The organism is Klebsiella sp. PK01 (assembly GCF_057624675.1).
Map to the genome: position 1 here is coordinate 96,997 of NZ_JBYEZM010000010.1, position 13,202 is coordinate 110,198.

Below are 13,202 nucleotides of genomic sequence, written 5' to 3' on the forward strand. Positions count from 1 at the left end.
ATCATGAAAGAACTGGATATCCGCGAGGTCGCGACGCTGTCCGGCATTACGCCTTCAGCGCTGCGTTTTTATGAAAAGAAAGGTTTGATCAAACCGATTGGTCGTCATGGCCTGCGAAGGCAGTACCATGAAAATGTGCTGAATAAGCTGGAACTGATCGTGCTGGGACAGGCCGCCGGCTTTTCGCTTTCTGAAATAGCCGGGATATTTAACGCTGACGGCAAGATAGCCATTGATAACCAACGGCTTGAGCAGCGCGCGCAGGAAATTGATAACACCATTCGTCGGTTACAGCTGTTAAGCCAGGGGCTAAAACACGCCGCCCGCTGTACTGCGCCGGAACATATTCAATGCCCTGAATTTAAAAAAATTGTGGCGAAAGGCATTAGACTGTTTAAATGAACATCCCTGTATTGGGGCTTGCTGAGGAAGAATTAGCGCATTGAGGCGCGAGTCTTTATCCCCACGCTTTATTCTGGAGTACCACCCTGTAGCCATCTGGATCAACGAACGTCTGGCCATTGACATCCCAGTAAGGGTTAAAAGAATTCGTCAAGGTAAAGCCCGCTTCGCGCATTCTGGCGCAAGCATCCGACCACTCCTTCTTATCCGGGTAATACAGCACGAGTAAATCTTCCTCCGTCTGCAAGGGTTGCACGGGATGATACTGGCACCAGGTAAATTCTATATGCCAGCCGAGCCCCTGTCGCCCTAACATTATTCCATTAAAACCATCGTGATCGTTGAATTCAGCAATTTTGTGTAAGCCCAGTCCCTGGCAGTACATCAAACAGGACCGTGCAAGATCGGTGACGGGTTTGGCGATACGCATATGAGTAAACATCCTGGATTCTCCTGAAGAGGATACGGTGTGAAGGTTGGGATCCGGTTTGAGTTTACACGCTACGATGTGGTGAATTTGTCGCTGAGAGCCCACCCGCTCTCTTCTCTAATCAGGCCCCCGAAAAAAAGGGCACCTCACCCCGCGTACACAGAGAGAACGGGATGTGGTGCCAAGGTGCTAAATGAAAAAGTGGTTATTCGTGATTAGCGATTCATCTGAAACAGCGACATGCCCTGCATATCGCTGAAGGTTTTATAAGATGCCTGCAGCGCCGCCTGCTGCATAAAATAAGAAGAGATAGATTCCGCAAGGTCAGCATCGGTCAGGGCGCTCATCTGCAGCTGGTTGGTCATATCACGCTCTTTGCCGATGCTATCGAGCTGATCCATCTCCTGTAGCTGGTTGCCCAGCTCAGCGCGCACGCTCAATACCTTGTTGTAGGAGTTATCGAGGCCACGGTTGGCCTTCGCCAGCGCATCGTTCACCTGCTGTTTGGTGGCGTCATCGGCCTCCTGCAGCGGCGTTTTCAACGCCTCCAGCGCAATATCGATACTGGCGAACACATCGGCGACCGGCGCGCTGCCGTCCGGCTCCGGCTTCGGATTGCTGGTCAGCGCCATAAATACCGAATTACCGGTATGGCCGATGGTCATCGTACGGTTGGCGTCAACCTTCTGTTCCACGGTTTTATTGCCGCCCTGATAGCTAATCTTGCCGTTAGTATCGACAAACGGCGGCTTATCATTCTCATAGCCGCCAAACAGGTAGCGTCCGTTGCCATCGGTACTGTTGGCCTGGTTGAGCAGTTGATCCTTCAGCCCCTGTAGCTGGGTCGCCAGCGAATCGCGGTCGTTATCGCTCTCGGTGCCACCGGCGTTAACGATCAGCGCCTTGATATCAGATATCGTCGAGGTGGCTCCGGAAAGCACGGTCTCTTCCATTGATACGCTCTGGCGGGCGAATGTGCGCGCCAGAGTATACTGATTGTTCTCGGCCTGCGATTGCGACAGCATCACCGCCCGCGATGCCGCCAGCGGATCGTCGGAGGGATTAATCACCTTCTTGCCGGTTGAAAGCTGCTCGGCGGCCTTCATAAACAGCGACTGATTGCCGGTGATGCCGGTCATGTTCTGTTGGTACATCATGCTGGTGCTCATGCGCATGCTGTCAGTTCCTCAATACAATCAACGAATATTCAGCAGCGCGTCGAACAGCGAGCTGGCGGTCTGGATCACCTGGGCGTTCGCCATGTAGTACTGCTGGAAACGCAGGAGCTCGCCATACTCTTCGTCGAGGTTTACCCCGGAGAGCGACTGCTGTTGACGGGCCAGTTGGGTGACGATACTGGACTGCGATTCGCTGCTCACCTTCGCGGCGGCGGTCTGGTTGCCCACGCCGCTGACGATCCCGGCGTAGGCGCCGCTGAGCGTCGCTTTGCCATCCACCAGGTTTTTGGTCTGCAGGTCGAGCAGTTTTTTAGCGTTATCGTTATCGCCGCGGCCGCTGTCATCTTTACCGGCGGCGGCGATTTTCGCTGAATCGGTAATCGCCACTTTCAGGTTGCCCGCCACGTCGCTGACCGGCTTCACCGTAAAGCTATCTTTCTGCTGCGGGTTGCCATCAATACTGACTTCGAGACCATCAAAGCTCAGCGTAGGGTTACCGTCTGCATCTTTACCGGCGGTGGCGTTGACTTTGACGTTGTCCGGCAGACGGCTGACCTGCCAGTTGGCGCCGTCATACTCCACGCGGTAGTCGTTGGCTTTTACCTTGCTGGTATCGGTATAGGAGACCGACAGCGAGGCATCGCCGGTATTGCGCGTGTTATCAACCACCCGCGCGCCGCTGAAACTGAAGAAATCGCCCCCCTGCTCACCGTTGAGATCGAAGCCCTCGCGGTGCTGCTGGTTAAAGCTATCGGCCATCGCCAGCGCCAGTTGCCCGAGCTGATTGCGCACGCCGTCCAGCGTCTCGCTGCGAAAACGCAGCACGCCGCTCAGGCTGCCGCTGGTGATCTGCCCTTCCGGCACTTCGCTGGCGCCGCTGCCGCGGTTATAGCCGAGAGTCAGGCGCGAAGGGTCGCTGCTGGAAGGGATCGCTTCCACCTGATAGCTGTTGTTGCCCTGCACCAGGGTCAGGCCGTTGGCGAAGGAGACGGTATAGGCGTCGCCGTCCTGCTGGGTTACCTGAACGCCCACCAGTTGGTTGAGTTCGCTAACCAGCTGATCGCGCTGATCGAGCAGCGCGTTCGGTTCGCCGCTGGCGCTGCCGCGCAGGCGGGTAATCTCATCGTTAAGACGGGCAATCTGCTGGCTATAGCTGTTAATCTGCTGGGCGGTGTCGTTAATTTGCTGATTAACGCCGCTGTCCATGTCGCGCAGATATTTATCGGTATTATTAAACTGGTTGACCAGGCCGTTAGCCTTACCCAGTACCGTCTGGCGCGCCGCGTCGTCGCCGGCGTTGCTCACCAGGTTCTGCAAATTGGTGAAAAAATCCTGCAGGCTCCCCGACAGGGTATTAGTTTTGCTGGCCAGCAGATTATCGATCTGCGAAATCTTTTCGTAGTAGGCGTTCTGCGAACCGGCCGCGCTCTGCGCGCCGCGCAGCTGGTTAGTGATGAACTGGTTATATTCGCGGTTCACGCTGGTCACGGTCACGCCGTTACCGATAAAACCGTTCATAGTGGCCAGGCCGCCGTTTTGGGCCAGAATCGCCGTCTGCCGGTTATAACCCGCCACGTTGTAGTTAGAGATATTGTTGCTGACGGTACTGAGCGCCACCTGCGCCGCATTCAGTCCGCTCATCGCCGTATTGATTAAGCTATTGGACATCAGGGTTCCTTATGCTGCCAAGTCAATTCGCTCAGCTCGCCCTTGTTATCGGTCAGAGAAGTAAAAACTTGAGTAAATCTGCCTGCAAAATTCCGCAGCCGCTTTTATGCCGGATGGCGCTACCGATTACCGGGCTACAGCACTGTGCGATGTGGTAGCCCGGACAAGGCGCAATGCGCCGCCTCCGGGAAAACATATCGCAGCAGAATTAACCGGGAGCGCGAGCCGGGAGAAGGCGCGACCTTCGAACCTAGAACAGATCGTTAATATCCGCGGCATAGGCTTTCACCGCCTGCGCCCCGGCGTGCTTCATCTGCTGAATCACGCTGACCAGCTTGCTGGCGTACTGCGGGTCGGTGGCGTAGCCCGCGCGCTGCAGCTCGTGCGCCGCCTGCTCCGGAGTAGACGCTTCGGCAACCGAGGCATAACGCGGGTTGTTGGTCAGCAGCTTGACGTAATCAGCAATCGCCGAGAAATACGAATCGTAGACGCGGAATTTGGCCTTCACCTTCTTCGCCACCCCCTGTTCAAATTCGGTGGTGGTGATCTCGGTAACCGGCCCCTTCCAGTTGCCCCCGGCCTTAATACCAAACAGGTTGTAGCTCGGGGTACCGTCAGCGGTCGGGATTTCGCGCTGCCCCCAGCCGGATTCCAGCGCCGCCTGGGCGACAATCAGCTGATGCGGGATCCCGCTGCGCTCACTGGCGGCGCGCGCCGGCATTGACAGACGGGCAACGAAGTTGCCGTTGTTTAGCGATAGCGGCGCGGCGGCTGGCGGCGCTTTCGGCAGCGCCCGGCGGATCATCTGCTCCAGCGCCTGATTCGGTAGCGTCTGCAGCACCTCATTATCCAGCGCCATCGGCGCGGTGCCCGCCGTTTCGCTGGGGACCGCGTTGGCATTGCTCATCTGCTTGACCATCATGTCGGCGAGCCCTAATCCCTTTTGCGACATCTGCTGGGCAATCTGCTGATCGTACATCGAGGTATAGAGCCGTGTCTGGTCGCTGCTGAGTACGCCATCCTGCGGTAGCGCGGCGCGCATGCTCTTTAGCATCATCTGTACAAACATGCCTTCGACCTGCTGCGCCACCTGCTTGAGGTTGCCCTGCGGATCGGCGGCGGCATCGCGCTTCAGGCCGTTCAGCGCCTGGGCGTCATAGGCGGCGCCCGACATCGCCATAACATCGCTGGCCATTAGATAATTTCCAGTTTGGCGCGCAGGCAGCCGGCGCTTTGCATGGCTTGCAGAATCGACATCAGGTCGATTGGCGTCGCCCCCAGCGCGTTCAACGCGCGCACCACGTTGTTGAGGTTGGCGCTGGCGTTGATTTTCTGCAGCGAACCGCCTTGCTGCTGCATTGAAATCTGGGTGTTCGGCGTGACCACCGTCTGGCCGCCGCCGAACGGCGTCGTCGGCTGGCTGACGCTGGTTTGTCGGTCGACCACCACCGACAGGTTGCCCTGAGCCACCGCGCAGGAATCAAGAATCACCTCGCGATTCATCACCACCGAACCGGTACGCGAGTTGATAATCACTTTGGCGTCCATGGCGCCAACGTTAACGTTGATATTCTGGATTTCGGCGAGGAATCGCACCTGCGAGCTATTGCCCTGCGGCACCAGTACCTGAATGGTACGCGCATCGAGCGGCGATGCGGTGCCGCCGCCGCGCTGGCGATTAATCGCATCGCTAATCTGCTGCGCGAGTGTGAAATCTTCATCATTGAGCTGCAGGTTGAGCACCCCGCCGCTGCCGAAAGTAGTCGGCAGTTCGCGCTCGATGGTGGCGCCGTTGCTGATGCGTCCGCCGGCCAACTGATTGACCTGTACGCTGCTGCCGCCCGCCGCCGCGCCGGCGCCGCCCACCAGCACGTTGCCCTGGGCCAGCGCATAAACCTGGTTATCCACCCCTTTGAGCGGCGTCATCAGCAAGGTCCCGCCGCGCAGGCTTTTGGCGTTGCCCATTGATGAGACCACCACATCGATATTCTGCCCCGCGCGCGCGAAGGGCGGCAGCTTCGCCGTGACCATCACCGCGGCGACGTTTTTTAGCTGCATGTTGGTGCCGGGCGGCACGGTAATGCCGAGCTGCGATAGCATGTTGCTCAGGCTTTGGGTGGTAAACGGCGTTTGCATGGTCTGGTCGCCGGAGCCGTCGAGCCCCACCACCAGGCCGTAGCCGATTAAGGCGTTATCGCGCACGCCCTGTACCGTCACCAGATCGCGAATACGCTCCGCCGTCGCCGGTAAGCTGGCCGCGCCGATTAATAGCGCAATGATGAGTTTTTTAACCATGTGAATCTCTTTTCAGTAACACCGCAAATGGCCCGCCCATTAGTACGGGGAGACGTTGAGGAAGAACCGCTGCAGCCAGCCCATCGTCTGCGCTTCATTGATGTAGCCGTTGCCGACATACTCGATGCGCGCGTCCGCCACCTGCGTTGAGGTGACCGAGTTGCTACCGCTGATGGTGCGCGGGTTAACCACCCCGGAGAAGCGAATGAATTCGGTGCCCTGGTTAATGGCGATCTGTTTTTCCCCCACCACGTGCAGGTTGCCGTTGCTCAGTACCTGATTAACGGTGACGGTAATGGTGCCGTTGAAGGTGTTATTGGCATTCGCCCCGCCTTTGCCGCCGAAACTGTTATCGCCGGAAATATCCATATCGGCGCGGGCGTTGCCCAACAGGCCGTCTAAGTAGCGCGGCGCGGTGGCGACGCCAAACTTGCTGGAACCGTTACGGCTGGCATTGGCGGAAGAACTCTTGCTGGCGCTGACGTTTTCCTGCAGCACGATGGTTAGCGTGTCGCCAACGTTGCGCGGGCGGCGGTCTTCAAATAGCGGCTGATAGCCGTAGTTCATCGGCTGCGCGGCCTGAAAAATAGAGCCGTTCGGTACCGGCGCGGTCGGCGGTGCGGGCTGCGCCGAGGTCGAGCCATCGACCAACGGTTTATGCGGAATGTACGCGCAGCCGCTCAGCGTCAGCATCACCATGCCCGCCAGCAAGCGTTGTCCCTGGCGCGGCAGGGTGGCCATCGAATGTGTGGTTACCACGGGGTATCGCCTTTGTTACACCAAAAAAGCGACGGGCGCGGCAGGCGACGCCCGTCATCAAACATTACAGCTGGGTCAGCTTCTGCAGCATCTGATCCGACGTCGAGACCGCTTTGCTGTTGATCTCATAGGCGCGCTGGGTCTGGATCATATTGACCAACTCTTCCGCCACGTTGACGTTAGAGGTCTCGACATAACCCTGGTAGAGCATGCCGGCGCCGTTCAGGCCCGGCGTGCTCTCATTCGGCGCGCCGGAGCTCTCAGTTTCCTGGTACAGGTTCTCGCCCACGCTTTCGAGGCCGCTGTCGTTAATAAAGGTGGTTAACGTCAGTTGCCCGACCTGCTGGGCGGCGGTCTGCCCCTGCTGGGTGACGCTCACGATGCCATCGCGGGCGATGGTAATAGTCAACGCGTTGGCCGGAATAGTGATCGCCGGCTGCACCTGGAAGCCGCTGGCGGTCACCAGTTGGCCGTTCTGATCGATCTGGAACGAGCCGTCGCGGGTGTAGGCCTGGCTGCCGTCCGGCAGCAGCACCTGGAAGAAGCCCTGGCCTTTAATCGCCACGTCTTTGCTGTTGTTGGTCTGCGACAGGTTGCCCTGGCTATGCAGACGCTCGGTGGCGACCGGGCGGACGCCGGTACCGATCTGCAGGCCGGAAGGCAGCGTGGTCTGTTCGGAGGACTGTGCCCCCGGCTGACGCATGGTCTGATACAGCAGGTCTTCAAACACCGCGCGCTGGCGTTTAAAACCGTTGGTGCTGACGTTCGCCAGGTTGTTGGCGATCACGTCCATATTGGTCTGCTGCGCATCAAGACCGGTTTTCGCAATCCATAAAGAGGGAATCATTGGTTATTTCCTTTGGCCGCGGGCCGACTGGCTATCAGCTTACTGACAGCAGAGAATTCGCCCGCTGTTCGTTCTCATCCACGCTGTGGATGACCTTCATTTGCATTTCAAAGCGACGGGCGTTGGCGATCATATCGACCATGGTCTCCATCGGCTTGACGTTACTGCCCTCCAGCACGCCCGGCATGACCCGCACCTGCGGGTCGTTGGCCAACTGGTTGCCGCGGCGCTGCTGGGTTTCCGGGGTCAGGCGGAACAGGCCGTCATCGCCGCGCATCACTTCGCGCGCATCGGCTTTCACCAGCTTCAGGCGACCAATCTGCGCGATGGTGTTCGGCGGATCGCCGGGATTCAGCGCCGAAATGGTGCCGTCGGCGGCGATAGTGATTTCCGCCGACGGCGGCACCTCAACCGGCCCGCCGTCGCCCTGCAGCGGCATCCCCTGCACCGTTAGTTGACCGTTGGCCGAAACCTGAATGCTACCGTTGCGGGTATAGGCTTCGCCGCCGCCCGGCAGGCTGAGCGCCAGAAAACCGTCCTGCTGCAGCGCCACGTCCAGCGGGCGCCCGGTGTAGTTCAGCGCCCCCTGACTCATATCGGCGCCCGGCGTCGAGGCCGCCACCAGCGTGCGGGTGGCGAGGCTCGGCCCGTCTACCGGCACCGCGCGCAGCGCGGCGAGCTGGGCGCGAAAGCCCGGCGTCGAGGCGTTGGCGAGATTGTTGGCGGTAATCGACTGCTGCTCCAGCGTCTGGCGCGCGGCGCCCATCGCGGTATAAATCGCGTGATCCATAACTCAGTTCCGTTAGCGCAGGCTGACCAGCGTCTGCAGGATCGAATCCTGCGTCTTGATGGTCTGGGCGTTGGACTGATAGTTACGCTGGGCGACGATCATGTTCACCAGCTCCTGGCTCAGGTCGACGTTGGACGACTCCAGCGCGCCGCTGGTCAGCTTGCCAAAACCGCCGCCGCCGGAGAGTCCTACGCGCGGCTGGCCGGACGCGCCGGTCTCCTGCCAGACGTTATCGCCCTGCGACGCCAGGCCTTCCGGGTTGGAGAAGTTGGCCATCACAATCTGCCCCAGGACCTGGGTCTGCTGGTTGGAGTAGATACCGACGACGGTACCGTCATCGTTAATCTGGAAGTTGGTGTATTCGCCGGCGGCATAACCATCCTGCGCCACTTTACTCACCGAATCGCTACCGACGTTCTGCTGCATACTACCGGCGAAGCTAAGCGTGAAGTTCTGCGCCGGTGCGCCGTCTTTGGCGCTCATCGGAATGGTCATGCTGAACTCGCCCGCCTGACCGTTAACGCTGACCAGGTTCCCGCTGGTATTGAACTCCATGGTGCCCGCGCTGACCGCAGCCGCGCTGCCGTCCTGGGTATAGACCTGCCATTTGTTATCGTCGGTTTTCACGAAATAGGCGTTGATGTTGTGGGCGTTACCCAGCGAATCGTAGGCGGTGATGGTGTTGACGTAGTTGTAGCTGTCCTGCTTCGCCGGGTCGAAGGTCTTGTTCTCCGGCACTTTATGCGTCGACTTCAGGTTGGCGACCATTTCGCCGGAAGTCGATGCTTTGGCGTTCATCATCCCTTCGGGAATGCTCAGCGGTACCGGGTTGGCGCCCTGCTGAATGGTCGGCGGCGTGCCGGCGGCCGGATAGCCGGTCAGCTGCAGCCCCTGCATATTGGTCAAATTACGGTTTTCGTCCAGCTTAAACTGGCCGTTGCGGGTATAGAAAATTCCGCCGTCTTTATCCTGCATGCGGAAGAAGCCGTTGCCGTTAATCGCCACATCCAGCGCGCGGCTGGTGCCGGTGGTGGTGCCGCCTTTAAAGTTCTGGGTGATTCCGGAGACTTTAACCCCCAGTCCGACCTGCGAACCGGCGAACATATCGGCGAACGACACGCTGCCGGATTTGAAACCCGCGGTCGCGGAGTTAGCGATATTGTTGCCAATCACGTCGAGATTGGTGGCCGCCGCATTTAAGCCGCTGACTGCCTGAGAAAAGGCCATGTTACTCTCCAAATATTGAGGATATCGATAAAATCAGGTGCGAATTACAGGATCTGCCGCACTTCTTCGAGACTGGCGTTACCGGCAAGGCCGAGATCCAGCTTCGCGCCGTTGCTGTCGTTAATCACGCCGTTAACCATGCCGAAGTGCAGGCTGCGCGCCACCAGTTGCTCGCCGTTGCCCTTGGCGTTAATCGCCACTTTATAGGCGCCGTCCGGCGCGGCGGTACCATCATCCAGCGAGCCGTCCCAGGTAAAGGCGTGCACCCCGGCGGTGAGGCCGCCAATCTCAATGGTCCGCACCACCTGGCCGTTGGCGTTGGTAATGGTTGCCGTGACCTGATCGGCGGCGCGCTCCAGTTCGACGCCAAACGGCGTGGTGCTGACCTGGCCTTCTTTGCTGCCGACCAGAATGTTATTACCCGGTACCATCACGCCGTGGCCGATCAGCGCGCTGGCCTGCAGCGACTGGTTGCTGTTGATCTGCCCCGAGATCGCGCCAAGGGTGGTGTTGAGTTTTTCGATGCCCTGTACGGTATTAATCTGCGCCAGCTGCGAGGTCAGCTCGTTGTTCTGCATCGGGTTGGTCGGGTCTTGATTTTTCAACTGCGCCACCAGCAGCGTCAGGAAGCTGTTATGCAAATCCTGGCTGGTGCTGCTTTTGCTGGCGGAATCAAGAACCGCGTTATTGGTCGATTCATTGGTGGTTGCGGCGATAGCCATCGGGATCTCCGGTTACTGACCCAGCGTCAGGGTTTTCATCATCATCGACTTAGTGGTGTTGAGCACTTCGACGTTGGCCTGATAGCTGCGGGAGGCGGAGATGGTGTTAACCATTTCGCTCACCACATCGACATTCGGCATCCGCACGTAGCCCTTAGCATCGGCCAGCGGATTACCCGGTTGATAAACCATCCGCGCGGGCGCCGGATCGTCAACCACCTGTGAGACGCGCACGCCGCCGGTCTGCTGGCCTGGCGCCGCGGCCACTTCGAACACCACCTGCTTCGCGCGATAGGGTTCGCCATCCGGGCCGGTGACGCTATCGGCGTTGGCCATATTGCTGGCGCTGACGTTCATCCGCTGCGACTGGGCCGAGAGCGCTGAGCCGGAGATATCAAAAATATTGAGTAAAGACATTCGCCTTATCCTTGTTGCAGCACCGACATCATCCCTTTGATCTGACCGTTGAGCAGCGTCAGGTCGGTCTGATATTTCAGGCTGTTGTCAGCGAAGTTGGTGCGTTCGCGATCCATGTCCACGGTGTTGCCGTCCATCGACGGCTGGTCCGGCACCCGAAACAGCAGATCCAGCTCCGGCGGCTGCATGGTTTGCGCCGGAATATGACGCGCCGCCGTCAGGTTCAGCGCCATGCCGTTGCCGTTTACCCGCCCCTGTTGCAGGACTTTATTCAGTTGGCTGGCGAAATCGATATCCCGCGCCTGATAGCCCGGCGTGTCTGCGTTGGCGATATTGGCGGCCAGTATTTCCTGGCGCTGGGCGCGCAGGTTCAGCGCCTCCTGGCCAAAACGCAGAGCAGCGTCCAGTTTGTCGAGCATGCTCCCTCCGCAAGGTTAGAATTTGGAGCCGACAGCATAAACGCCCCCTGCGCCAACCTATCGCGGGAATAGGGGCAAAATGGAGCGCTATTTATCTGTTTAGTCCCTCAGGGCAGCCGTTACACTTAACCCCTTTCCGGGTGGCGTGAGGGAAACGCGATGAAAAGTAAAATCCTGCTGGTCGGTCTGCTGTGCAGCCTGAACGCCCGCGCCGACACGCTGGCGACGCAAATCGAAAGCTTCATTAAAAGCAAATTCGACGATAATGCCGTACAGGTGAAAGTGCTGGTACGCACGCCGCCCGCCCAGTGGCCGCCGTGTGAATTACCGCAGCTGTCGCTGGCGCCCAATGCGCGAATCGGCGGTAATATCAGCGTCTCCGCCCGCTGCGGACAGGAACGGCGGTTTATTCAGACCCAGGTGCAGGTATTTGGCCGTTATCTGACGGCGGCGCGCGGTATTAGCGGCGGAACGCCGCTGACCCCGGCGGATGTGGTGCTAAAATCAGGCAGGCTCGATACCCTGCCGCCGCGTACGCTGACCGACAGCAAGAAAGCGCTGGGCGCCGTGACGCTGCGTAATATCAGCCCAGGGCAACCGCTGACGCTGTCGATGCTGCGTCGCGCGTGGGTGATTAAAGCCGGTCAGCCGGTGCAGGTCATGGCCGAGGGCGACGGCTTTAGCATCAGCGGTGCCGGTAAGGCGATGAATAACGCGGCGGCCGAAGATAGCGTGCGCGTACGCATGGTTTCCGGCAAAATCGTCAGCGGTATCGCCGGGGAGGATGGATCCATCCGTATTACGTTATAAAAAAGTAAAGGTTTGCCAGCCCCTGCCGATAACCCCATTAGAAACCCATTTTGGAGATGGACCATGAGTATCGATCGCACCCAGCGGTTACAGCCGGTTTCCACGGTGCAGCCGCGTGAAACCCCGGCCGACAACCCGCTTCAGCCGCGTAAGGCCGCCGTGGCGGAAACCGCCGTTAGCGCCACCAAAGTGAAACTGAGCGATGCGCAGGCGCGGCTGATGCAGCCAGGCACCCAGGATATTGATATGAACCGGGTTGAGGCCATCAAACAGGCGATTCGCAGCGGCGAACTGAAAATGGACGCGGGCAAAATCGCCGACGCCCTGCTGCAGGATGCGCACAACGATATCCAGCGCCTTGCCGGTAGCAAAACAGATAAGGCCTGATGATGGACAGATTACGCACTCTGCTGGATAAACTGGCGGAAACCCTGCGGACGCTGGATGACGTGCTGGCGCAAGAGCAACAGTTGCTGTGTGCGGATGAGCTGCCTGGCGTGGCTCTGCAGCGCGTCACCGATAGCAAGAGCCAGCTGCTGGCGACGGTGGCCTGGCTTGAGCAACAGCGGCCGGCGCTGGAAGCTAACCTTGCGCTACGCGCGCCTTACCCCGGCCATGAAAGCTTCGGCGAAAGCTGGCGGCAGATCCAGCAGTTAAGCCAGTGCCTGCGTGAAAAGAATCAGCATAACGGTCTGTTGCTCAATCAACAGATCGCCCATAACCAGCAGGCGCTGGCAATTCTTAGCCAGAATAATAAATCGCTGTACGGGCCGGATGGCCAGTCGCGCGCCGCGAGTCTGCTGGGCCGTAAAATCGGCGTCTGAACGCCTTTCTCTGTATTTTCCCCGCTGGCGACGGTTACCCGTAGCGCCGTGTTTTGTCAGGTAGCGCTACGCTTACCTGACCTACGCCGGCATGTGATCTGTAGGCCCGCGCAAGCGTAGCGCCGCCGGGCAATAACCGCGGGTAACGAGCCATTTTCGCGCCGGATGGCGGCTGCGCCTTATCCGGCCTACGGTCCGTGCTATTGTGAGCTTAAGATCTCTATCTTGTCCCCATGGCTACTGAAACTGCCGGTGTTGGTGGCCTCAAAATCGCTGAGACGTTCCCGGAAGGCCGGGGCAGCCCGCATGGATGCGGGCTGAGGGCCGTGTTTTGCACGGATAATGAGATGGACGCTCCAGATTTTACGGTATCAAAGTACCAGACTGGATCGTTGCAATACGTCCTAAAAAATG

Annotated in this window: 16 protein-coding genes; 4 read left to right on the top strand and 12 right to left on the bottom strand. The window is 59.0% G+C overall.

Going from position 1 to position 13,202, the window contains the following annotated elements:
- The first annotated feature begins 3 nt into the window (after positions 1 to 3).
- The gene (locus AC22LX_RS23210; protein WP_369075379.1) at positions 4 to 402 is read left to right on the top strand and encodes a helix-turn-helix domain-containing protein; all 399 of its coding nucleotides are present in this window, start codon (positions 4 to 6) and stop codon (positions 400 to 402) included.
- Between the two features lie 55 nt (positions 403 to 457).
- On the opposite strand, the gene AC22LX_RS23215 is transcribed toward AC22LX_RS23210, so the two are convergent.
- From AC22LX_RS23215 to flgB, 12 genes are all read right to left on the bottom strand, one after another.
- Positions 458 to 844: a VOC family protein gene (locus AC22LX_RS23215; RefSeq protein WP_045397852.1), complete on the bottom strand. Its 387-nt coding sequence runs from the start codon at positions 842 to 844 to the stop codon at positions 458 to 460.
- 203 nt (positions 845 to 1,047) lie between these two features.
- Positions 1,048 to 2,007 carry a flagellar hook-associated protein FlgL gene (gene flgL / locus AC22LX_RS23220; protein WP_045397850.1) on the bottom strand — a complete coding sequence of 320 codons (960 nt, stop codon included), beginning with the start codon at positions 2,005 to 2,007 and terminating at the stop codon, positions 1,048 to 1,050.
- A 21-nt stretch (positions 2,008 to 2,028) separates the two neighbouring features.
- The gene (flgK, locus tag AC22LX_RS23225) at positions 2,029 to 3,678 is read right to left on the bottom strand and encodes a flagellar hook-associated protein FlgK (RefSeq protein WP_015704937.1); all 1,650 of its coding nucleotides are present in this window, start codon (positions 3,676 to 3,678) and stop codon (positions 2,029 to 2,031) included.
- A 250-nt stretch (positions 3,679 to 3,928) separates the two neighbouring features.
- Complete coding sequence (flgJ, locus tag AC22LX_RS23230) at positions 3,929 to 4,873, bottom strand: flagellar assembly peptidoglycan hydrolase FlgJ (RefSeq protein WP_045397847.1); 945 nt, start codon at positions 4,871 to 4,873, stop codon at positions 3,929 to 3,931.
- Positions 4,873 to 5,973, bottom strand: coding sequence for a flagellar basal body P-ring protein FlgI (locus tag AC22LX_RS23235; protein ID WP_015367323.1), 1,101 nt, complete (start codon positions 5,971 to 5,973; stop codon positions 4,873 to 4,875). The genes flgJ and AC22LX_RS23235 overlap by 1 nt, the downstream gene beginning before the upstream one ends.
- A gap of 39 nt (positions 5,974 to 6,012) precedes the next feature.
- Entirely contained in the window at positions 6,013 to 6,714 is a 702-nt protein-coding gene (flgH, locus tag AC22LX_RS23240) for a flagellar basal body L-ring protein FlgH (protein ID WP_015367324.1), read from the bottom strand.
- Between the two features lie 82 nt (positions 6,715 to 6,796).
- A complete protein-coding gene (gene flgG, locus AC22LX_RS23245; RefSeq protein ID WP_015367325.1) occupies positions 6,797 to 7,579 on the bottom strand; it encodes a flagellar basal-body rod protein FlgG in 783 nt (260 codons plus the stop codon).
- Positions 7,580 to 7,613: 34 nt separating this feature from the next.
- Positions 7,614 to 8,369, bottom strand: coding sequence for a flagellar basal body rod protein FlgF (locus AC22LX_RS23250; protein WP_045397845.1), 756 nt, complete (start codon positions 8,367 to 8,369; stop codon positions 7,614 to 7,616).
- Positions 8,370 to 8,381: 12 nt separating this feature from the next.
- The gene (gene flgE, locus AC22LX_RS23255) at positions 8,382 to 9,596 is read right to left on the bottom strand and encodes a flagellar hook protein FlgE (protein WP_015367327.1); all 1,215 of its coding nucleotides are present in this window, start codon (positions 9,594 to 9,596) and stop codon (positions 8,382 to 8,384) included.
- A 44-nt stretch (positions 9,597 to 9,640) separates the two neighbouring features.
- Positions 9,641 to 10,318, bottom strand: a complete 678-nt coding sequence (flgD, locus tag AC22LX_RS23260; protein ID WP_015367328.1) for a flagellar hook assembly protein FlgD — start codon at positions 10,316 to 10,318, stop codon at positions 9,641 to 9,643.
- A gap of 12 nt (positions 10,319 to 10,330) precedes the next feature.
- The gene (flgC, locus tag AC22LX_RS23265) at positions 10,331 to 10,735 is read right to left on the bottom strand and encodes a flagellar basal body rod protein FlgC (protein ID WP_015367329.1); all 405 of its coding nucleotides are present in this window, start codon (positions 10,733 to 10,735) and stop codon (positions 10,331 to 10,333) included.
- Between the two features lie 5 nt (positions 10,736 to 10,740).
- Positions 10,741 to 11,154, bottom strand: a complete 414-nt coding sequence (gene flgB, locus AC22LX_RS23270; RefSeq protein ID WP_015367330.1) for a flagellar basal body rod protein FlgB — start codon at positions 11,152 to 11,154, stop codon at positions 10,741 to 10,743.
- Between the two features lie 159 nt (positions 11,155 to 11,313).
- On the opposite strand from flgB, the gene flgA reads away from it, so the two are divergent.
- The 3 genes from flgA (at position 11,314) to AC22LX_RS23285 (ending at position 12,788) form a co-directional block, all read left to right on the top strand.
- Entirely contained in the window at positions 11,314 to 11,964 is a 651-nt protein-coding gene (gene flgA / locus AC22LX_RS23275; RefSeq protein WP_045397842.1) for a flagellar basal body P-ring formation chaperone FlgA, read from the top strand.
- 63 nt (positions 11,965 to 12,027) lie between these two features.
- On the top strand, positions 12,028 to 12,351 hold the full coding sequence (flgM, locus tag AC22LX_RS23280; protein WP_045397841.1) for a flagellar biosynthesis anti-sigma factor FlgM: 324 nt from the start codon (positions 12,028 to 12,030) through the stop codon (positions 12,349 to 12,351).
- A gap of 2 nt (positions 12,352 to 12,353) precedes the next feature.
- The gene (locus AC22LX_RS23285; RefSeq protein ID WP_045397839.1) at positions 12,354 to 12,788 is read left to right on the top strand and encodes a flagella synthesis protein FlgN; all 435 of its coding nucleotides are present in this window, start codon (positions 12,354 to 12,356) and stop codon (positions 12,786 to 12,788) included.
- Positions 12,789 to 13,202 lie beyond the last annotated feature (414 nt).

Coding starts and splice junctions, on each gene's coding strand:
- AC22LX_RS23210 (WP_369075379.1), top strand. CDS start 4: ATGAAAGAACTGGATATCCGCGAGGTCGCGACGCTGTCCGGCATTACG.
- AC22LX_RS23215 (WP_045397852.1), bottom strand. CDS start 844: ATGTTTACTCATATGCGTATCGCCAAACCCGTCACCGATCTTGCACGG.
- flgL (WP_045397850.1), bottom strand. CDS start 2,007: ATGCGCATGAGCACCAGCATGATGTACCAACAGAACATGACCGGCATC.
- flgK (WP_015704937.1), bottom strand. CDS start 3,678: ATGTCCAATAGCTTAATCAATACGGCGATGAGCGGACTGAATGCGGCG.
- flgJ (WP_045397847.1), bottom strand. CDS start 4,873: ATGGCCAGCGATGTTATGGCGATGTCGGGCGCCGCCTATGACGCCCAG.
- AC22LX_RS23235 (WP_015367323.1), bottom strand. CDS start 5,973: ATGGTTAAAAAACTCATCATTGCGCTATTAATCGGCGCGGCCAGCTTA.
- flgH (WP_015367324.1), bottom strand. CDS start 6,714: ATGGCCACCCTGCCGCGCCAGGGACAACGCTTGCTGGCGGGCATGGTG.
- flgG (WP_015367325.1), bottom strand. CDS start 7,579: ATGATTCCCTCTTTATGGATTGCGAAAACCGGTCTTGATGCGCAGCAG.
- AC22LX_RS23250 (WP_045397845.1), bottom strand. CDS start 8,369: ATGGATCACGCGATTTATACCGCGATGGGCGCCGCGCGCCAGACGCTG.
- flgE (WP_015367327.1), bottom strand. CDS start 9,596: ATGGCCTTTTCTCAGGCAGTCAGCGGCTTAAATGCGGCGGCCACCAAT.
- flgD (WP_015367328.1), bottom strand. CDS start 10,318: ATGGCTATCGCCGCAACCACCAATGAATCGACCAATAACGCGGTTCTT.
- flgC (WP_015367329.1), bottom strand. CDS start 10,735: ATGTCTTTACTCAATATTTTTGATATCTCCGGCTCAGCGCTCTCGGCC.
- flgB (WP_015367330.1), bottom strand. CDS start 11,154: ATGCTCGACAAACTGGACGCTGCTCTGCGTTTTGGCCAGGAGGCGCTG.
- flgA (WP_045397842.1), top strand. CDS start 11,314: ATGAAAAGTAAAATCCTGCTGGTCGGTCTGCTGTGCAGCCTGAACGCC.
- flgM (WP_045397841.1), top strand. CDS start 12,028: ATGAGTATCGATCGCACCCAGCGGTTACAGCCGGTTTCCACGGTGCAG.
- AC22LX_RS23285 (WP_045397839.1), top strand. CDS start 12,354: ATGGACAGATTACGCACTCTGCTGGATAAACTGGCGGAAACCCTGCGG.